Below are 17,234 nucleotides of genomic sequence, written 5' to 3'. Positions count from 1 at the left end.
GCTCCGCGCAGCCCCGCTTGTGTGGCGCCTCGAATTGCATAGGCCGGATTGCTTGGCACGCATTGAAAAACCCAGCTCGGCTGGCCTGGATTGGGGATAGTCTGGATCAGTTTGGGAGGCCCCTCTCAGGCGTGCAACAAGGTATTGCCGTAAGATTATGAGTCCCCACGCGCCAGTGGCGGCCTGCAAGGCGCCGCGCGAGGACAACGGATGAATGAGATGAGCAACGAACCCGCCTGGATGGCCGATGTCGTCTTCGACGAAAACGGCCTGATACCCGCCATCGCGCAGGACGCCGAAAACGGCCAGATCCTGATGGTGGCCTGGATGAACCGCGAATCGCTCGCCGAAACGGCCGCCACCGGGCGCGCCGTTTACTGGTCGCGTTCCCGCCAGCGCCTCTGGCGCAAGGGCGAAGAGTCCGGCCATGCCCAGGAAGTCCATGAACTGCGCCTGGACTGCGACGGCGACGTGATCCTGCTCAAGATCCACCAGCAAGGCGGCATCGCCTGCCATACCGGGCGCGCCAGCTGCTTCTACCGCCGCCTGGAAGGCCAGACCGACCAGGCATCCTGGATCACGGTGGACCCCGTGCTGAAAGACCCCGAACTGATCTACAAATGACCGCTCAAGCCGCAAGCGCCGCCGAAATCCTCGCGCGCATCGCCGATACCCTGGAAACCCGCCGTCCCGAAAACGGCGGCGATCCCCAAGCCTCCTATTCCGCCAAGCTGCTGGCCAAAGGCCCGGACGCCTTCCTCAAGAAGATCGGCGAAGAAGCCACCGAACTGGTCATGGCCGCCAAGGACGGCGTGCCCGACCGCATCGTCAGCGAAACCGCCGACCTGTGGTTCCATTGCCTGGTGGCCTTGACCCATTTCAAGCTTCGGCCCGAAGACGTACTGGCCGAACTGGCTCGCCGCGAGGGCCTGTCCGGCCTGGTGGAAAAGGCAAGCCGCCCGCAAGATTGAACACGGAACCCGGAAAAATGAGCGACAACTGTATTTTCTGCAAGATCGCCGCTGGCGACATCCCGTCCAAGAAAATCTACGAGGACGAGGACTTTGTTGCGTTCCACGACATTAATCCGGCCGCGCCGGTACATTTATTGCTGATCCCTCGACGTCATGTCACATCCATGCAGGATATTAAGGGGGAGGACGCAGAATGGTTGGGTAGAATGATGTCGTTAGCGCCGCGGTTAGCCGCTGAAAACGGTTGCAATCCGGGCCCTGATGGCGGATTTCGCATCATGATCAATTCTGGCGTCGAAGGCGGCCAGGAAGTCCCGCATCTGCATTTCCACATCATCGGCGGCTCGCGACCCTGGAAAGGGCGCGTGGCCCCCAACGCGTAATTCGGAGAAACATCATGGGTAGTTTCAGCATCTGGCATTGGTTGGTTGTCCTGGTCATCGTGGCGCTGATTTTCGGCACCAAGAAGCTGCGCAACATCGGCTCGGACCTCGGCGGCGCGGTCAAGGGCTTCAAGGAAGGCATGAAGGACGCCAACGGCGGCGACAAGCCGGCCGAACCGATCGCGCAACAACGCGTCTCCGGCGACACCATCGACGTGCAGGCCAAGGAAAAATCCAACTCCTGAGCGCCTGCTCGGCTCCCGGGCCGTCCTGAACAGGCCGGCCCTTATTGCATCCACTCCCGAGCGGCCGTCGAATGTTTGATGTCAGCTTCACTGAACTGATGGTGATCGGCGTCATCGCCCTGATCGTCATCGGCCCCGAACGCCTGCCCAAGGTTGCCCGCACCGTCGGCCACCTGCTCGGGCGCGCGCAGCGTTACGTCAATGACGTGAAATCCGATATCCAGCGCGAAATCGAGCTCGACGAACTGCGCAAGTTCAAGAGCGAAATGGAAGATGCCGCCCAGGGCGTGCAGAAGTCGCTGAACGAAACCCAGGCCTCGCTGCAGGAACCCGTCCAGCAGTTCCGCGCGGAACTCGACGAAGTCGCGCGCGAAGCCAACATCAAGGCCGAACCGGCCGTGGCCAGCGAAACGCCTGCCGAACCCGAGCGCAGCATCGCGCCGCCGCCCGGCCAGAACCACAGCCTGGACCTGGATCTGCCACCGGTGGCTGCGCCTGCGCCTGCCGCAACCCAACAACCCGCGCCCAGCGCGCCCAAGGCCGACGACGCCGCGCCCGCCGCCAAGCCCGTTGCGCCCTCCGGAACCCCGACGTGACCCAGGACGCCTCCCAAGAAGAAGGCCAGCAGGAGACCTTCATCTCCCACCTGGTCGAGCTGCGCACCCGCCTGCTGCGCGCCGCCGCCGCCGTGATCGGCATATTCATCGTGCTGTTCATCTACCCCGGCGCGTCGGCCATCTACGACGTGCTGGCCCAGCCGATGCTGGCTTCGCTGCCCGAAGGCACGCGCATGATCGCCACCGGCGTCATCACGCCGTTCATGGTGCCCGTCAAGGTCACGATGATGGCTGCGTTCATCCTGGCGCTGCCTGTGGTGCTGTACCAGGCCTGGGCCTTCGTGGCGCCCGGCCTGTACCGGCATGAAAAGCGCCTGGCGCTGCCGCTTATCGTTTCCAGCACTTTTCTGTTCATCGCGGGCATGGCGTTCTGCTATTTCGTGGTGTTCCGCACGGTGTTCCACTTCATCGCCACGTTCGCGCCGCAGTCCATTACGCCGGCGCCGGACATCGAGGCCTACCTGAGCTTCGTCATGACGATGTTCATGGCCTTCGGCATCACCTTCGAAGTGCCCGTGGCCGTGGTGCTGCTGGTGAAGATGGGCGTGGTCGAACTGTCCAAGCTGAAGGCAGCGCGCGGCTACGTGGTGGTGGGGGCCTTCATCATCGCCGCCGTGGTCACACCGCCCGACGTGGTCAGCCAGTTCATGCTGGCAGTGCCTTTGTGCCTGCTGTATGAGGTCGGGCTGATCTGCGCCCGGCTGGTCACTCCCAAACCAGAAGCAGAGAGCGAGGCCGGTTCGGACTCGCTGACAGAACGCCACTGATCCCTTCGGACGGTCCTGCCCACAAAGCAGGACCGTTTCACCTTGTGGGCGGCCTGCGGCAACTCTACATTGCCCTTATGTCACTCGCCCAAAGACTGCATACCCTGATGCGCTGGCGCGGCATCAAAAGCCAGAACCAGCTGGCGCGCATTTCCGGCGTGCCGCAATCGTGCATCCATCGGATCCTCATGCGCGAAGACTGCTACTCGCCGTCTCGCGCCACCTTGCTGCGGCTGGCGCGGGCGCTGGACACCAGCGTGCCGTGGCTGACCGACGGCGTGGGGCCGGGTGGAGATACACCGCAAGACAGCGCATTCCCGCCGGACCATGCCCCGGACGGTTATTGCACGGAAATATGGGCGCTGCTGCGCACCCAATCCGAAAGCACCAAGAAAGCCATCCTGTCGGCGGTGCGCCTGATGGCCAAAGACCCCGCCGCGACCTGAGCCCCCGCCCGCGGACCCGGCCCCGTCCTAGCGCGGCTTGCCCGGGCGCGTACCCACCACCACGGCCAGCTCGGCCGGCTTGCCGCTGCGCAATATTCCCAGCTTGGCGCTCTGGCCCGGCGGCAGCTGCGCGATCTCCGACAGCAGGCTGGCGGTATCCATCATCCGCTTGCCGTTGACCGACTGCACGATGTCGCCCACCCGCAGGCCGCCGCGCGCCGCCGGCCCGTCGCGCATCACGCCAGCGATGATCACGCCGGTGGTGTCGCGGTCCAGCCCAAAGGCGCGTGCCAGCTCCGGGGTCACGTCCTGCGGCTCCACGCCCAGCCAGCCGCGCTTGACCGCGCCGGTCTTGACGATCTCGTCCATGACCTTGCGCGCGATCTCGATGGGGGTGGCGAAGCCTATGCCCATCGACCCGCCTGATTCGGAATAAATGGCGGTGTTGATGCCCACCAGATTGCCGGCGGCGTCGACCAGCGCGCCGCCGGAATTGCCGGGGTTGATCGCCGCGTCGGTCTGAATGAAGTTCTCGTAGGTGTTCAGGCCCAGTCCGTTGCGGCCCAGCGCCGACACGATGCCCAGCGTGGTGGTCTGCCCCACGCCGAACGGATTGCCGATGGCCAGCACCACGTCGCCCACGCGCAAGCCCCGGTCCGGCGCCAGCGTGGCAGCGGGCAGGGCGCGCAAGGTGGCCAGCTTCAGCACGGCCAGATCGGTGTCCGGATCCGCGCCCACCACTTTCGCGGTATCGCGGCGGCCGTCGGACAGCGCAACCTCGATCGCTTCCGCGGCCTGCACCACGTGGTAGTTGGTCAGCACGTAGCCGTCCTGGTTCACGATCACGCCAGACCCCAGGCTGGTCGAGGCCTGCCGCCGGGTCACGCCGGGCACCTGGCCAAAGAACTGGCGCAGCACCGGATCGTCGGGCAGCGGAATCAGCGGCACGTTAACGTGCTTGGTGGTGTATACGTTGACCACGGAAGGAGCCGCGCGGGCCACGCCCTCGGCATAGGACGCCGTGGCCTGGGTGCGCGCAGCGGGCGGTCTTGCGGCGGCCGCTGCGGACTGCGGCCCCGCCGCGGGTCCGGCCAGCCGCAGCAGGTCGGGCCGCAAGGTCGTCACGACGAATAGAATACCCAGGCAGACCGTGACGGCCTGAGCAAAGATCAGCCAATATCGGCGCATGATTCTGATAGGACTAGCTATGAGTAAAGTGGACTCCCACGTCCTGGCCAACTGGCTGGACGACACCCTGCAAGCGGCGCGGTTCAAGGACTATTGCCCCAACGGGCTGCAGGTGGAAGGCCGATCCGAAATCGCACACATTATCGCCGGAGTCACGGCCAGCGAAGCCCTGCTGCGCGTGGCGGTCGAGCGCGGCGCGGATGCGGTGCTGGTGCACCACGGCTGGCTCTGGCGCAACGAGGACCGCCGCGTCATCGGTACGCGCCGCGCGCGCATGGCCCTGGCCCTGAAAAACGACCTGAACCTGTACGCCTACCATCTGCCGCTGGACGCGCATCCTACGCTGGGCAACAACGCTCAGCTGGCGCGCGTGCTGGGCCTGACGCCCGCGCTGCGCGACGATGGCGCGCCGCAAACCTGTGGCCCCGACAACCTGGTCTGGCTGGGCGCCGCGCAAGGCGTGGTGACGCTGGGCCAGTTGGGCGAGCGCGTGGCCGAGCGCCTGGGCCGCCAGCCGCTGGTGGTGGGCGACCCGGACATGCCGCTGGCGCGCGTGGCCTGGTGCACGGGCGGCGCGCAAGGCATGCTGGGCGATGCGGCGGACGCAGGCGCCAGCGCCTACATCACGGGTGAGGTCTCCGAATCCACGGTGCACCTGGCGCGCGAAACCGGCGTGGGCTTCATCGCCGCAGGCCACCATGCCACCGAACGCTACGGCGCGCAGGCGCTGGGCCAGGCGGTCGCGGAACATTTCGGTATCAAGGTCGAATTCGTCGACATCGACAACCCGGCATAACCGGCAGCGCCCCCAAAGACACGCCCCCGCAAGGGGGCGTTTTCATTGCACGGCGCGCTATGGCCGTGCGCGCCGCTCGTGCCCGAATCGGCAGGACTCGGCTAGGGGAAAACCAGAGGGCGCGATCAAGGCGGCGCCTGTGCGTCGCATCTGGTCAATCGCGGTTCTCTCCCTGTCAATTCCGCACGCAGTCCACAGCCCTAGCATTCCATGCAGCCGCCCGCTGCCGGCCCCTTCCGGCCGGGCCTCCTACACACGGAGCCATTGAATGCTGACCCTCTACGACCACCCGCGCTCCGGCAACTGCTACAAGGTGCGCCTCTTTCTTGCGCTCATCGGCCGGGACTACCAAAGCCGGTTCGTCGACGTGCTGGCCCGCAAGAACCAGACCGCGGAATTCGAGCGCGTCAGCGCCTTCCAGCAGATCCCCGCGCTGACCGATGGCGACACCGCCATCTGGGACAGCCACGCCATCCTGCTGCATCTGGCGCATCACTACGCCCCCGAATGGCTGGCGCCGCTGCCGCGCATCGGCGCCATGCATGCCTGGATGTCGGTATCCGCCAACGAGATCGCCAACAGCCTCCAGCCGCTGCGCCTGACACACGTCGTCAGCAACGCCGAAGCCGCGCACCACCTGGGCGTAAGCGAGGCCCTGCTCGACGTGCCTGGCATGCAGGCCCGCACCGACCGCGTGCTGCAACGCCTGGACCAGCGTCTTGCGAGCCACGCCTGGCTGGCGGGCGGCGATGCGCCGACCGTGGCCGACATTGCCTGCTACGGCTACCTGGCGCTGGCCGAGGAAGCCGCCGTCGACATCGACGCCTATCCCGCCATCGCGGCGTGGCGCAAGCGCATACAGCAGTTGCCGGGGTATGTGCCACCGGGTCCCTGAGGCCCGCGCACAACGACAAAAACCACTATTACAAGACAAGAGGGAACGACATGGACGCCATCCAGGCCGCGCAGCCTATAGCCCAATCACACAAGAAACCGAATCTGTTCCGGGTCGCCGTTGCCACGGTCATCGGCACCGCCGTGGAAGCCTTCGACTTCCTCGCCTACGGTACCGCCGCGGCGCTGGTGTTCAACAAGATTTTCTTCCCGCAGTTCGATCCCGTGACCGGCACGCTGGCCGCCTTCGGAGCCTTCGCCAGCGGCATGCTGGCGCGGCCCATCGGCGGCATCCTCTTCGGCCATTTCGGCGACCGCATCGGCCGCAAGTCCATGCTGACTCTCAGCCTGCTGCTGATGGGCATATGCACGGTGCTCATCGGACTGCTGCCGACCTATGAACAGATCGGCATCTCGGCGGCGGTGCTGCTGGTGGCGCTGCGCATCGGCCAGGGGCTGTCGTTCGGCGGCGAAATGGGCGGCGCCATGCTGATGGCGGTCGAACACGCGCCGCCCAAATGGAAGGCATTCTTCGGCAGCCTGCCGCTGGTGGGCGCGCCTCTGGGCATCCTGCTGTCGGTCGGTTCCTTCGCGCTGGTGACGCGGCTGCCGGAAGAGGACTTCCTGTCCTGGGGCTGGCGCCTGCCGTTCCTGGCCAGCGCCGTGCTCATCGTCGTCGGCCTGTTCATCCGCCACGGCATCGACGAATCGCCTGAATTCGAAGAGGTCAAGCGCGAGAAGGCGCGCAACAGACAGTCCGTGCAAGACAAGATGCCCCTGGGTGAACTGCTGCGCGCGCACGGCAAATCGCTGCTGCTGTGCATAGGCTGCAAGATCGCCGAGGTCACGCTGATCTACACATTCCTGGTGTTCTCGGTTTCCTACGCGGTGTCCAAGCTCGGCTTCAGCCGCGCCGACGCGCTGCATGCCTTGCTCTACGGCGCCGGCGTGCTGATGTTCACCATTCCGCTGTTCGGCGTGCTGGCCGACCGCATCGGCGCGCGCCGCGTCTGTGGCTGGGGCGGCATGCTGCTGGGACTCATGGCCATTCCGATCTTTCTCGCGGTCGGCAGCGGTTCGTTGATGGCATACAGTCTCGCCGTCTTCGTCGCCATGGCCTTCAACTACGCGATCATGATCGCGCCGCAATCCAGCCTCTACAGCGCGCAGTTTCCCGCAGAGCTGCGCTATTCCGGATTGTCCATCGGGGTCCAGTTCTCGGCCGCCATCGGCGGCGGGCTGGCGCCGCTGATCTCGGCCACGCTGGTGCAGAAATTCGACAGCATTCTTCCCGTCGGCGTCTATCTGGCCTTCCTCGGCATCGTGGCCGGCACCTCGGCGTTTCTCATGAAGCCCACGCCGCAGGACCTGCACCGCGCCTGACGCGCAGGCACGGCAAGAGCAGGCGGCGCGACGCTACGCGCCGCCGTTGCCGCTTCTGGCAGTCTTGCGGTACAAGGCCGGCGACATGCCGAAGCGTTCATGGAAGCGGCGGATGAAATGGCTCGCGTGCTGAAAGCCGCAAGAGGCCGCGATCTCCTTGACCTCGACATGCGCACGCCGCGGATCCTCCAGCGCTTCCCTGGCCAGCTGCAGACGGCGTTCACGCACGTAGCTGGTGTATTGCAGCGAGCGCATCTTGAACAAGCGGTGCACCCAGCGCGTGGTCACGCGCAGCACATCCGCCACCGCCTGCACCGACAGTTCCGGATCGGTGATGTGGGCATCGATGTAGCTGGCCAGCACCTGCCAGTTATCGGCGGGCCCGCGCGCATCGCCCGGTATCTTCTCCAGCGCCTGGCTGGTGTAGATCGAAGCCAGCAGCGCCAACAGCGCCTGTTCGGCAAACAGCGACGACGTCGGGTTCGATTCCGCCTTGTCGAAGAACACATGATGCAGGCAGCGATGGGCGGTCTGCACCATGGGCAGGACGGCCACGCCCCGCTGCGCGGTGAACTGCGACATCGCCAGGCTGTGCGCGCCCAACAGGCGCGACAGCGGCCCCTTGACCACCACAATGCGCGAATCGGTGTACATCCGGATTTCCGATGGCAGCGCGGTCGTGCGGAAGATGATGTCGCCGGGTTCCAGCGGCAGCGTCGCATCGTTCTGCACGATGACGCCGTGTCCGGCAATCACAAAGCTCGCCAGGAACTCCGCATGCTCCAGATCGGCCGCATGTTCCGCGCGGTGCTGCACGCTGATCGGCGTGGACTCCAGACTCACCACCAGCCCGCCCGCGCGCAGCCTGCAGGCCTGCAATAGCAGCCTGGGCGGTTCGGTCAGGGCCCTGAATTCGCCCGGCAGCACCAGCTTGTCCAGTTCGCGCTCGTAGCCAGCGATCTCCTGCGCATAGAAAGGGCGGAACTGGGGCGCAAAGTTCAGATCCGCCTCGGAACAGGCGGGCCGGGCGGATGGATTCACTGTCTGGCGGGCGCGTGGCATGCTCGGAACACTCAGTCGGGTCGGCCAACACTGGCCGAAAGGCGCCGGCCTTCCTGTCGCATTGAGTCAACCCTCGTTCGTGATCGGTCAATCGCTGGCGGCGGAGGCGGGCGTGTAATGGAGCCATTATCCCAAGGAGACCCCATGCTGGAAAAACAAGCCCATGCCGACGCCTTCTTTGCGCGCTCCGCGAACAAGCTCGACTTCGGGAACTGGAGCGAAGAAGAGAAGGTGGCCCTGAGCTGTCGCATTCTCGCCAGCGAAGGCCATTCGGAAACGCTGGCGGGCCAGATCACCGTACGCAAGGAAGACGGCACGTTCCTGACGACGCCCTTGGCCCAGGCCTTCGACGAGATCGTCCCGGCCTCGGTCATCCGCATCAACGACAACATGGAAGTGCTCGACGGCCCCGGCACGCCGAACCCTGCCGTGCGCTTTCACTTCTGGGTCTATCGCCAGCGTCCCGACGTGCAATGCATCATCCACACGCACCCGCCCCATGTCTCGACGCTGTCCATGACGGGCCAGCCACTGGTCGTCGCGCACATGGACGCGACGCCGTTCCACAACGACTGTGCTCATCTGAAGGAATGGCCCGGCCTGCCCATCGCCGACCAGGAAGGCGAGATCATCTCGGCGGCGCTGGGCGCCAAGCGCAGCATCCTGCTGGCCAACCATGGCTTTCTGGCGGCCGGCTCATGCATCGAGGAAGCGCTGTACCTGTCGGTGCTGATCGAACGCGCCGCCCGCAATCAGCTGCAGGCGGCGGCCGCCTATGGCGAGGTGAAACCGGTGAACGATGCGCTGGCCGCCGAATCGCACGACTTCCTGCTCAAGCCCAGCATCGTGCGCGCAAGCTTCGCCATGTTCGCTCGGCGCGTCGAACGGCAAATGGCTGCGGAACGGGACTAGGGGAAGAAAACAGGCAGCGGATCGTTCAGCGGGGGCCGGCGTGCGCCGGCGGGAACGTCCGCCAGCCGCCGCCCGGATCCGCGTCTGCGTGGATTCCGGGCCTGCGGCAGCATCGGATCAGGGCTTTTTGAGCAGATCGCGGATTTCGCGCAGCAGCGCCACGTCTTCGGGCGTCGCAGCGGGCGCCGGCGCTTCCTCGGCCTTGGTGCGGGCCTTGTAGATGGCCTTGACCATCCAGAAGATCACGAACGCCAGCAACACGAAGTTGATGATGATCGTGACGAAATTACCCCACGCAAAAACGTTGGCGCCAGCCTTGGTCAGGTCGGCGTAGGTCATGGGGCCGTTGTAGCCGGCCGGCATCGACAGAACCAGGAACTTGTTCGAAAAATCGACCGAGCCTCCGAGGATGAAGTTGACCAACGGCATGACGATGTCCTTGACCAGCGAATCGACGATCTTGCCGAACGCCGCGCCGATGATGACACCGACCGCCAGGTCCACTGCGTTGCCTTTGACAGCGAAATCTCGGAATTCTTTGACGAAACCAGTCGCTTTGCTCATAAAAGCACTCCCTTCGTGATACGCCCGTGAGTGGGCTGGCGCTATAATACGCGGTTGCTATGTTGTTACAAATTCCCGCGAACCCGATGCCGCAGAAGTGATGCTACTCGTAGAGCGGGCGCATCAACAAGGATAGGAAGATGAGTCAGGATACGCTGGTGCACGATGATGACGGTGCGGTTGATCCCAACCTGCCACCTGATCCTTCGCGACGTTTCTGGGTTACCACCGCCTGTGCTGTGGGTGGCGTAGCAGGTGTCGCAACGGCAGTGCCGCTTGTGAGCACGTTTTCTCCCTCCGAAAAGGCCCGCGCTGCCGGGGCTCCCGTTGAAGTGGACGTCGGCGACATTCCCGTCGGCACCATGAAGACGGTTGAATGGCGCGGAAAACCGGTCTGGATCATCCACCGGTCGCCTGAACAACTCGCTGGTCTCAAGACCCAGGACGCCTTGCTGGCCGATCCTGATTCCAAGCGCCCCGGCTTCACGCCCAAATACGCCGAAAACGAAGGCCGCTCGCGCAAGCCCGAGCTCTTCGTCTGCGTCGGCATCTGTACCCACCTCGGCTGCTCGCCCACGTCCCACTTCGAGAAAGGCGGCAGTCTGGGCGCCGACTGGCAGGGCGGATTCCTCTGTCCTTGCCACGGCTCCACGTTCGATCTGGCCGGCCGTGTCTACAAGAACAAGCCCGCTCCCGACAACCTCGAAGTCCCGCCGTACCAATATCTCACCGACACCCGCATCATCGTGGGCGTCGATGAAGACAACAAGGCCTGACGCGCGCGTCGCGCTTTTTTCCCGAATTACGTAAGTAAAACAAATACGCCACGTATTAGAGAAGGAGCCGTTACATGGCTGGCGAGAAAACCGTCGAGACGACAGGCCTGTTGGGCTGGCTGGACCGGCGCTTCCCGGTGACCTCCACCTGGAAAGCCCATCTGTCCGAGTACTACGCACCGAAGAACTTCAACTTCTGGTACTTCTTTGGCTCACTGGCCCTGCTGGTGCTGGTGCTGCAGATCGTGACCGGCATCTTCCTGGTCATGCACTACAAGCCGGACGCCGAACGCGCGTTCCAGTCCGTCGAATACATCATGCGCGAAGTCCCGTGGGGCTGGCTGGTGCGCTACATGCACTCCACCGGCGCGTCGATGTTCTTCGTCGTCGTGTACCTGCACATGCTGCGCGGGCTGCTTTACGGTTCCTACCGCAAGCCGCGTGAACTCGTGTGGATCTTCGGCGTCGCGATCTTCCTCTGTCTGATGGCGGAAGCCTTCTTCGGCTATCTGCTGCCCTGGGGCCAGATGTCCTACTGGGGCGCGCAGGTGATCGTGAACCTGTTCGCAGCCATTCCCTTCATCGGCCCTGAGCTGTCCATCTGGATCCGCGGCGACTACGTCGTGTCGGATGCCACGCTGAACCGCTTCTTCGCCTTCCACGTCATCGCCATCCCGCTGGTGCTGGTGGGCCTGGTCGCGGCCCACCTGGTGGCGCTGCACGAAGTCGGCTCGAACAACCCGGACGGCATCGAGATCAAGCAAGGCCCGAAGGACAAGTACGGCCGCCCGAAGGACGGCATCCCGTTCCACCCGTTCTACTCGGTCCACGACCTGATGGGCGTGGCCGGCTTCCTGCTCGTGTTCGCGTTCATCGTGTTCTTCGCGCCGGAAATGGGCGGCTACTTCCTCGAGTTCAACAACTTCATCCCCGCTGACTCGCTGAAGACGCCTCCGCACATCGCGCCGGTCTGGTACTTCACGCCGTTCTACTCGATGCTGCGCGCCACCACCGACGAGTTCACCTGGGTGCTGGCGGGCGCTTCCGTGCTGGGCGCCATCGCGCTGCTCGTCAAGAGCAACCTGAAGGGCTTCATGCGCATCGCCGTCCCCGGCATCCTGATCGTCGTGGCCGTGCTGCTGCGCGTGATCGACGCCAAGTTCTGGGGCGTGGTCGCCATGGGCGGCACGGTCGTCATCCTGTTCTTCCTGCCGTGGCTGGACCATTCCCCGGTCAAGTCGATCCGCTACCGCCCGACCTGGCACAAGTGGATCTACGGCATCTTCATGGTCAACTTCCTGGTGCTCGGCTACATCGGTACGCAGCCGCCCAGTCCGCCGTTGAACATCACGTCGCAAATCGGCACGCTGCTGTACCTGGCATTCTTCTTCCTGATGCCGGTATGGAGCCGCCTGGGCACTTTCAAGAAGGTGCCCGACCGCGTCACGTTCCACGCCCACTGAGCCCACCAGATAACGGATTAACCATGATCAAGAAGCTGATTGGTGCCGTGGCCTTGATGCTCACGTGTACCGCCACCCTTGCCGCCGGAGGCGGCTACCCCCTGGACAAGGCCCCGTACCGCGTCAACGACATGTCGTCGCTGCAGAACGGAGCCAAGCTGTTCGTCAACTACTGCCTGAACTGCCATAGCGCGTCCTCGATGCGCTACAACAAGCTCAAGGACATCGGGCTGACCGACCAGCAGATCAAGGAAAGCCTGCTGTTCACCGGCGAAAAGGTCGGCGACATGATGAACGTCGCCATGACCCCGAAGGACGCCAAGCAGTGGTTCGGCACGACGCCCCCGGACTTGTCCGTGATCGCGCGCGCCAAATCCGTGAACGCCGGCCCCTCGGGCGCCGACTACATCTACACCTACCTGCGCACCTTCTACCGCGACACGGCGCGTCCCACGGGCTGGAACAACCTGGTCTTCCCGTCGGTGGGCATGCCCCACGCGCTCTGGGAAGTGCAGGGTCCGCGCGAACTCACGACCGTCGCCATGCACGAGGTCGAAGGCAAGGCGGGCGCCCCCAAAACCTGGGAACGCGTCACCACGGTGTACGATGCACAGGGTTTTTCCACGGTCAAGGCCGAACCGGTAGCCAACTACCACGGCCATGCCACCTTCGATGCCAAATTCAAGGCCGCTAACCCGGCCCAAGTCGCAACATACGACAACGACGTCGCCGACCTGACTGCGTTCATGTCCTGGATGGCCGAACCCGTCCAGACATTCCGCGTCCGTCTCGGCGTCGGTGTCATGTTGTTCCTGCTGCTGTTCTTCCTGGTTACCTGGCGCCTCAACGCCTCGTACTGGAAACACGTGCGCTAACCGCAACGCCCCGCCAGGTTTTTATCCGTCCCCGATTGCAAATGGGGACGGCATCAGCGGATAGGGCTGTACGCCTATCCCGCCTGGCAATTGGGGCCAGCGCCTGCTAGATTAAGGCGCTGGCCTTTCGTTTTTCAATAAAGGACTTACCGCCATGATGGTGCTCTATTCCGGAACCACGTGTCCGTTTTCGCAACGCTGCCGCTTCGTGTTGTTCGAAAAAGGCATGGATTTCGAGATCCGCGACATCGACCTGTACAACAAGCCCGAAGACATCTCGGTGATGAACCCGTACGGTCAAGTGCCCATTCTGGTCGAACGCGACCTGGTCCTGTACGAGTCGAACATCATCAACGAGTACATCGACGAGCGCTTCCCGCATCCCCAGCTGATGCCCGCCGACCCGGTCATGCGCGCCCGCACCCGCCTGTTCCTCTACAACTTCGAGAAGGAACTGTTCGTCCACGTCTCGACGCTGGAAGACCGCAGCGCCAAGCCCGACGAAAAGAAGCTGGCCAACGCCCGCCAGAACATCCGCGACCGCCTGGCCCAGCTGGCCCCCATGCTGCTGAAGAACAAGTACATGCTGGGCGAGGAATTCTCCATGCTCGACGTGGCCGTGGCTCCGCTGCTGTGGCGCCTGGACCACTACGGCATCGAACTGCCCAAGAACGCGGCTCCGCTGCAAAAGTACGCCGAACGCATCTTCTCGCGTCCGGCCTACATCGAAGCGCTGACGCCTTCGGAAAAAGTGATGCGTCGCTAAGGCTGTTGCGTGATGGGTGAAACTTCGACCAAACCGTACCTGATCCGCGCGCTGCACGAATGGTGCACCGATAACGGCTATACGCCCTACATCACCGTGCAGGTCGACGAGCACACCATGGTGCCCGTCGCCCATGTGCGCGACGGCCAGATCACGCTGAACGTGGGCACGCTGGCCACCAACCGCCTGGTGCTGGGCAACGAATTCATCGAATTCCAGGCCCGCTTCAGCGGCGTGACCGAAAACGTCTACGTTCCCGTGGGCGCCGTCAGCGCCATCTATGCGCGCGAAACCGGCGCCGGCATGGGCTTCGAAGTGCAGCCCTACGAACCGCCGGAAGCTGGCGCCCAGGGCGCGACGGCCACCGCCGCGCCCGAGGGCTCCGACGCCGACGCCGCCCCCGGCGACGACGGCGGAGACGACGACGAACCCAAGCGTCCGCGCCTGACCATCGTCAAATAAGGCATCCCCGCAAGGTCTGCATTTTTTTCATTACAATGCAGCCCTTCGCGTGCCCCAGGCACGCAGCGCCGGTGTAGCTCAGTTGGTAGAGCAGCTCACTTGTAATGAGAAGGTCGAGGGTTCGATTCCTTTCACCGGCACCAGATTCCAGATGCAGATCCGTCCTGAGACGATCTCAAAAACCCGCTCCGGCTATGACGGCGCGGGTTTTTTATTGCCTGCGTCATGAACGGAAAGCGTGAGGCCAAGCCAGCCCATTGCGCTTTGTCCTATTTACGCTGTCCCGAGCCCCGAAAACCGGCCTTTCCGCGAAATCGCTGCCTACAATCGCGCCAAGTTCTGGCCTCAGGAGGCGCGGTTCCCCATGCAGACAAATCATCTCCCCGGCGTGCGGCAAAAAAGCCTCTGGCAAAAGAGGTGGCCTAGAGAAGTCCTGTTCAATGGCCCGCCACTCCTCGTCGCCGGTACCGCCGCGGTGAAGAGCTGGCGCGAACCGCTGTTTGAACCCTGGATGTTCGGTCTGACGGCCGCCACGAGCGTCTGGCTGATTCTGGCAGCCCTGGTTCGCGTGGCTGCTGCACGCGCCGACGACGAGATGGATGGACCGGCCGCCGTCCACGAAGGTCTCGATGCAGCGGTCTCCACCATGCACACCATGCTTGCCGAATGGTGCGACAAGCGCAATTGTGGAACCGACCTGCGCACCACCTTCCACCGGGTCGTGCCTCCCGTTCATGAACCGCAGGAAATCGAGCAGATCATCAACTACGCGGGCGCTGGCGGCGAGGGTGCAGGACGAACCTTTCCCGTGCACACCGGCATTGCGGGCAGAGCTGTCCGCAGCAAGACACCGCTGGTGATGTCCAGCCAACACAGAACGGAAGATCAACTCCGCTCGGCACTAGTGCTTGAATGGGGGTATACCGCGGCCCAGGCCCGCCGTCTTGGACCCGGCCGCTATTTGGCTATGGCGGTGCCCGTCCTGGACCGTTCAGGCCAGCATCCCATAGGCGTGATCTACCTGGACTCGAGCGACCATGCGCTTTTCGAACGCAACGACGTTGCGGAAATCGTAGGCGCCGGCGCCAAAGCGATCAGCGACTTCGTCAGCAAAAGGTATTGATATGAACGCTGCCACCAACAAGAAACCTGACGCATTCTTCAAGGGATCCCGGCTAATTTCCAGGCCAGGCGCGGTAATCCAGGTTCGGGAACTGATGCTCACCGAATACGGGTTGCGTGCCATTACCAGTGCAAGCACGGGTATCCGGCAAGGGGCCATTGAAGAAGCTGGCCCACCGTCGCCGCTGAGAGGAATGGCTCCTGCCTGACCCCATTTGTACTGCGCCCGGTTTGGCTGCTTTTCGATACCGCAGATGGTCGCCGCATGCACTCGTGTCCTGGTGAGAAAGGCAAATATTCAGCGCGTCGACCCGTTACGCCTGGCCCGTTTTGCATTCTTCCGTTTTTTTGTGCATAATTCGCCCCCTCTACCTGTTCCCCGATAGCTCAGTCGGTAGAGCGACGGACTGTTAATCCGCAGGTCGCTGGTTCGAGCCCAGCTCGGGGAGCCAAAGAATGCAGTACTGAAGGGCCCGCAACTTGTTGCGGGCCTTTTGCATTGGGACGCGGTGCGCGCGCGCTGTTTGCCGGGCCGCGCGCGGCGTACGATGATGCGCATTCCCTCATCACCACATCGCCTGCCTCCATGCGTTCCGCGCGATCCCTGCCTGCCCTGGTTTCCCTGCGCGCCTTTGAAGCTGCCGCGCGGCGCATGAGTTTTTCCCTGGCTGCGCAGGAGCTCTTCGTAACGCAAAGCGCCATCAGCCACCATATCCAGCGACTGGAAGCCGAACTGGGCGTGGCCCTGTTCGAGCGGCTCACCCGCGCCGTGGCGCTGACCGCGGCGGGTCAGGCCTATTACGAGCGCGTACACGCGGCCTTCGAACTGCTGCGCCTGGGTACCGACGAGGTCCGTGCGCCCGAGACTGTGCGGCAGACGCTGCGCGTCGGGCTGCTGGCCTCGTTCGCCACGCGCTGGCTGGCGCCGCGCCTCGCGGCGTTTGCCGCCGCCCATCCCGACATCGATCTCCAATTGCAGCCCGACATCGGCCTGGCGGACGTTGCGGGCGGCGAGGTCGACGTCGCCATCCGCTACGGGCGCGGCGTGTGGCCAGGCGTGCGGGCTCGGCTAATCATGGCGGAGCGGCTGTCGGTAGTCTGCTCGCCCGCGCTGATCGCGGGCAGGAAACGGCCGCGCACGCCGCAGGATCTGCTGCGATTCCCGCTGCTGGCCTCGCATGCCCGCCATCCCTTCGAATGGGACGCCTGGGCGCGACATCACGGCGTGGACCTGGGCGGCGTGCGGCCCGTACGCCTGCATGACTACAACATCGTCGTGGAAGCGGCGCTGGCGGGGCAAGGCATGGCGATGGGCCGTCACCGCCTTATCGCCGCCCAGCTCGCCAGCGGCGCGCTGGTGGAGGCCCTGCCGAACGCCGCGCTCGAAGCTCCCCGCATCGGCTGGTGGTTCGTGACGCCGCGCGGCGCGCTTGGCGAAGCGGCACAGCGCTTCCACGCATGGCTGGCGCAGGCGGCCACGGAGCGGGGCGACACACATTAGTTTTACTCATGTGTACTGCGCGAAAATTGATTGGTCAG

At 64.2% G+C, this 17,234-nt stretch carries 22 protein-coding genes and 2 tRNA genes; 21 read left to right on the top strand and 3 right to left on the bottom strand.

Translation table 11 applies throughout. The annotated features are described in order from the left end of the window. The first annotated feature begins 219 nt into the window (after positions 1-219). The 7 genes from hisI (at position 220) to IB257_RS08395 (ending at position 3,432) form a co-directional block, all read left to right on the top strand. Positions 220-624 carry a phosphoribosyl-AMP cyclohydrolase gene (gene hisI, locus IB257_RS08425; RefSeq protein WP_054455509.1) on the top strand — a complete coding sequence of 135 codons (405 nt, stop codon included), beginning with the start codon at positions 220-222 and terminating at the stop codon, positions 622-624. After that, on the top strand, positions 621-971 hold the full coding sequence (locus tag IB257_RS08420; RefSeq protein WP_054455510.1) for a phosphoribosyl-ATP diphosphatase: 351 nt from the start codon (positions 621-623) through the stop codon (positions 969-971). Before hisI ends, IB257_RS08420 begins: the two co-directional genes overlap by 4 nt. Before the next feature lie 17 nt (positions 972-988). Continuing rightward, positions 989-1,357, top strand: a complete 369-nt coding sequence (locus tag IB257_RS08415; RefSeq protein ID WP_054455512.1) for a histidine triad nucleotide-binding protein — start codon at positions 989-991, stop codon at positions 1,355-1,357. Between the two features lie 14 nt (positions 1,358-1,371). Beyond that, the gene (gene tatA / locus IB257_RS08410; protein WP_054455514.1) at positions 1,372-1,602 is read left to right on the top strand and encodes a Sec-independent protein translocase subunit TatA; all 231 of its coding nucleotides are present in this window, start codon (positions 1,372-1,374) and stop codon (positions 1,600-1,602) included. 71 nt (positions 1,603-1,673) lie between these two features. Next, positions 1,674-2,198 carry a Sec-independent protein translocase protein TatB gene (gene tatB / locus IB257_RS08405; RefSeq protein WP_125471990.1) on the top strand — a complete coding sequence of 175 codons (525 nt, stop codon included), beginning with the start codon at positions 1,674-1,676 and terminating at the stop codon, positions 2,196-2,198. Further along, on the top strand, positions 2,195-2,986 hold the full coding sequence (tatC, locus tag IB257_RS08400; RefSeq protein WP_054455518.1) for a twin-arginine translocase subunit TatC: 792 nt from the start codon (positions 2,195-2,197) through the stop codon (positions 2,984-2,986). The genes tatB and tatC overlap by 4 nt, the downstream gene beginning before the upstream one ends. Positions 2,987-3,063: 77 nt before the next feature. Further along, positions 3,064-3,432, top strand: a complete 369-nt coding sequence (locus IB257_RS08395) for a helix-turn-helix domain-containing protein (RefSeq protein WP_054455520.1) — start codon at positions 3,064-3,066, stop codon at positions 3,430-3,432. Between the two features lie 27 nt (positions 3,433-3,459). On the opposite strand, the gene IB257_RS08390 is transcribed toward IB257_RS08395, so the two are convergent. Then, positions 3,460-4,620, bottom strand: coding sequence for a trypsin-like peptidase domain-containing protein (locus IB257_RS08390; RefSeq protein WP_054455522.1), 1,161 nt, complete (start codon positions 4,618-4,620; stop codon positions 3,460-3,462). 19 nt (positions 4,621-4,639) lie between these two features. Here IB257_RS08390 and IB257_RS08385 point away from each other — a divergent pair, with 19 nt between their 5' ends. The 3 genes from IB257_RS08385 (at position 4,640) to IB257_RS08375 (ending at position 7,693) form a co-directional block, all read left to right on the top strand. Then, positions 4,640-5,416, top strand: coding sequence for a Nif3-like dinuclear metal center hexameric protein (locus IB257_RS08385; protein WP_192492175.1), 777 nt, complete (start codon positions 4,640-4,642; stop codon positions 5,414-5,416). A 268-nt stretch (positions 5,417-5,684) separates the two neighbouring features. Beyond that, complete coding sequence (locus IB257_RS08380) at positions 5,685-6,311, top strand: glutathione S-transferase family protein (RefSeq protein WP_175212851.1); 627 nt, start codon at positions 5,685-5,687, stop codon at positions 6,309-6,311. Between the two features lie 50 nt (positions 6,312-6,361). After that, positions 6,362-7,693 (top strand): MFS transporter, encoded by a 1,332-nt coding sequence (locus IB257_RS08375; protein ID WP_192492174.1) that lies wholly within the window; start codon positions 6,362-6,364, stop codon positions 7,691-7,693. Positions 7,694-7,726: 33 nt separating this feature from the next. Here the strand turns inward: IB257_RS08375 and IB257_RS08370 are convergent, their stop codons facing one another. Then, the gene (locus tag IB257_RS08370; RefSeq protein ID WP_054455530.1) at positions 7,727-8,755 is read right to left on the bottom strand and encodes an AraC family transcriptional regulator; all 1,029 of its coding nucleotides are present in this window, start codon (positions 8,753-8,755) and stop codon (positions 7,727-7,729) included. 144 nt (positions 8,756-8,899) lie between these two features. Here IB257_RS08370 and IB257_RS08365 point away from each other — a divergent pair, with 144 nt between their 5' ends. Beyond that, positions 8,900-9,667 (top strand): aldolase, encoded by a 768-nt coding sequence (locus IB257_RS08365; protein ID WP_175163688.1) that lies wholly within the window; start codon positions 8,900-8,902, stop codon positions 9,665-9,667. A 117-nt stretch (positions 9,668-9,784) separates the two neighbouring features. On the opposite strand, the gene mscL is transcribed toward IB257_RS08365, so the two are convergent. Next, positions 9,785-10,231 carry a large conductance mechanosensitive channel protein MscL gene (gene mscL, locus IB257_RS08360; RefSeq protein ID WP_042795720.1) on the bottom strand — a complete coding sequence of 149 codons (447 nt, stop codon included), beginning with the start codon at positions 10,229-10,231 and terminating at the stop codon, positions 9,785-9,787. A 140-nt stretch (positions 10,232-10,371) separates the two neighbouring features. Between mscL and petA the strand changes: the two genes are divergently transcribed. The 10 genes from petA to gcvA all read left to right on the top strand — a co-directional run bounded on the left by petA (position 10,372) and on the right by gcvA (position 17,196). Next, entirely contained in the window at positions 10,372-11,007 is a 636-nt protein-coding gene (petA, locus tag IB257_RS08355; protein WP_054455534.1) for a ubiquinol-cytochrome c reductase iron-sulfur subunit, read from the top strand. A gap of 74 nt (positions 11,008-11,081) precedes the next feature. Beyond that, positions 11,082-12,470: a cytochrome bc complex cytochrome b subunit gene (locus tag IB257_RS08350; protein ID WP_054455536.1), complete on the top strand. Its 1,389-nt coding sequence runs from the start codon at positions 11,082-11,084 to the stop codon at positions 12,468-12,470. Between the two features lie 23 nt (positions 12,471-12,493). After that, on the top strand, positions 12,494-13,345 hold the full coding sequence (locus IB257_RS08345; protein ID WP_054455538.1) for a cytochrome c1: 852 nt from the start codon (positions 12,494-12,496) through the stop codon (positions 13,343-13,345). A 154-nt stretch (positions 13,346-13,499) separates the two neighbouring features. Continuing rightward, complete coding sequence (locus tag IB257_RS08340; protein WP_006388039.1) at positions 13,500-14,111, top strand: glutathione S-transferase N-terminal domain-containing protein; 612 nt, start codon at positions 13,500-13,502, stop codon at positions 14,109-14,111. A 12-nt stretch (positions 14,112-14,123) separates the two neighbouring features. Then, positions 14,124-14,573 carry a ClpXP protease specificity-enhancing factor gene (locus tag IB257_RS08335; protein WP_054455540.1) on the top strand — a complete coding sequence of 150 codons (450 nt, stop codon included), beginning with the start codon at positions 14,124-14,126 and terminating at the stop codon, positions 14,571-14,573. Positions 14,574-14,640: 67 nt separating this feature from the next. Next, positions 14,641-14,716: transfer RNA gene (locus IB257_RS08330), tRNA-Thr, on the top strand. A gap of 221 nt (positions 14,717-14,937) precedes the next feature. Beyond that, a complete protein-coding gene (locus tag IB257_RS08325) occupies positions 14,938-15,696 on the top strand; it encodes a GAF domain-containing protein (RefSeq protein WP_192492173.1) in 759 nt (252 codons plus the stop codon). A 1-nt stretch (position 15,697) separates the two neighbouring features. Then, on the top strand, positions 15,698-15,904 hold the full coding sequence (locus IB257_RS08320) for a sulfatase (protein ID WP_082401081.1): 207 nt from the start codon (positions 15,698-15,700) through the stop codon (positions 15,902-15,904). A gap of 167 nt (positions 15,905-16,071) precedes the next feature. Next, positions 16,072-16,147: transfer RNA gene (locus IB257_RS08315), tRNA-Asn, on the top strand. A 134-nt stretch (positions 16,148-16,281) separates the two neighbouring features. Next, positions 16,282-17,196: a transcriptional regulator GcvA gene (gene gcvA / locus IB257_RS08310; RefSeq protein ID WP_147400229.1), complete on the top strand. Its 915-nt coding sequence runs from the start codon at positions 16,282-16,284 to the stop codon at positions 17,194-17,196. The last annotated feature ends 38 nt before the right edge of the window (positions 17,197-17,234 follow it).

Source organism: Achromobacter sp. ACM03 (genome assembly GCF_014851665.1).
Lineage (GTDB): Bacteria > Pseudomonadota > Gammaproteobacteria > Burkholderiales > Burkholderiaceae_B > Achromobacter > Achromobacter aegrifaciens.
This window is presented reverse-complemented; position numbering and strand designations above follow the sequence as displayed.

Coding starts and splice junctions, on each gene's coding strand:
- IB257_RS08335 (WP_054455540.1), top strand. CDS start 14,124: ATGGGTGAAACTTCGACCAAACCGTACCTGATCCGCGCGCTGCACGAA.
- IB257_RS08415 (WP_054455512.1), top strand. CDS start 989: ATGAGCGACAACTGTATTTTCTGCAAGATCGCCGCTGGCGACATCCCG.
- IB257_RS08345 (WP_054455538.1), top strand. CDS start 12,494: ATGATCAAGAAGCTGATTGGTGCCGTGGCCTTGATGCTCACGTGTACC.
- IB257_RS08365 (WP_175163688.1), top strand. CDS start 8,900: ATGCTGGAAAAACAAGCCCATGCCGACGCCTTCTTTGCGCGCTCCGCG.
- gcvA (WP_147400229.1), top strand. CDS start 16,282: ATGCGTTCCGCGCGATCCCTGCCTGCCCTGGTTTCCCTGCGCGCCTTT.
- mscL (WP_042795720.1), bottom strand. CDS start 10,231: ATGAGCAAAGCGACTGGTTTCGTCAAAGAATTCCGAGATTTCGCTGTC.
- IB257_RS08350 (WP_054455536.1), top strand. CDS start 11,082: ATGGCTGGCGAGAAAACCGTCGAGACGACAGGCCTGTTGGGCTGGCTG.
- IB257_RS08320 (WP_082401081.1), top strand. CDS start 15,698: ATGAACGCTGCCACCAACAAGAAACCTGACGCATTCTTCAAGGGATCC.
- IB257_RS08370 (WP_054455530.1), bottom strand. CDS start 8,755: ATGCCACGCGCCCGCCAGACAGTGAATCCATCCGCCCGGCCCGCCTGT.
- IB257_RS08385 (WP_192492175.1), top strand. CDS start 4,640: ATGAGTAAAGTGGACTCCCACGTCCTGGCCAACTGGCTGGACGACACC.
- hisI (WP_054455509.1), top strand. CDS start 220: ATGAGCAACGAACCCGCCTGGATGGCCGATGTCGTCTTCGACGAAAAC.
- petA (WP_054455534.1), top strand. CDS start 10,372: ATGAGTCAGGATACGCTGGTGCACGATGATGACGGTGCGGTTGATCCC.
- IB257_RS08420 (WP_054455510.1), top strand. CDS start 621: ATGACCGCTCAAGCCGCAAGCGCCGCCGAAATCCTCGCGCGCATCGCC.
- tatB (WP_125471990.1), top strand. CDS start 1,674: ATGTTTGATGTCAGCTTCACTGAACTGATGGTGATCGGCGTCATCGCC.
- IB257_RS08340 (WP_006388039.1), top strand. CDS start 13,500: ATGATGGTGCTCTATTCCGGAACCACGTGTCCGTTTTCGCAACGCTGC.
- tatA (WP_054455514.1), top strand. CDS start 1,372: ATGGGTAGTTTCAGCATCTGGCATTGGTTGGTTGTCCTGGTCATCGTG.
- IB257_RS08380 (WP_175212851.1), top strand. CDS start 5,685: ATGCTGACCCTCTACGACCACCCGCGCTCCGGCAACTGCTACAAGGTG.
- IB257_RS08325 (WP_192492173.1), top strand. CDS start 14,938: ATGCAGACAAATCATCTCCCCGGCGTGCGGCAAAAAAGCCTCTGGCAA.
- IB257_RS08395 (WP_054455520.1), top strand. CDS start 3,064: ATGTCACTCGCCCAAAGACTGCATACCCTGATGCGCTGGCGCGGCATC.
- IB257_RS08390 (WP_054455522.1), bottom strand. CDS start 4,620: ATGCGCCGATATTGGCTGATCTTTGCTCAGGCCGTCACGGTCTGCCTG.
- IB257_RS08375 (WP_192492174.1), top strand. CDS start 6,362: ATGGACGCCATCCAGGCCGCGCAGCCTATAGCCCAATCACACAAGAAA.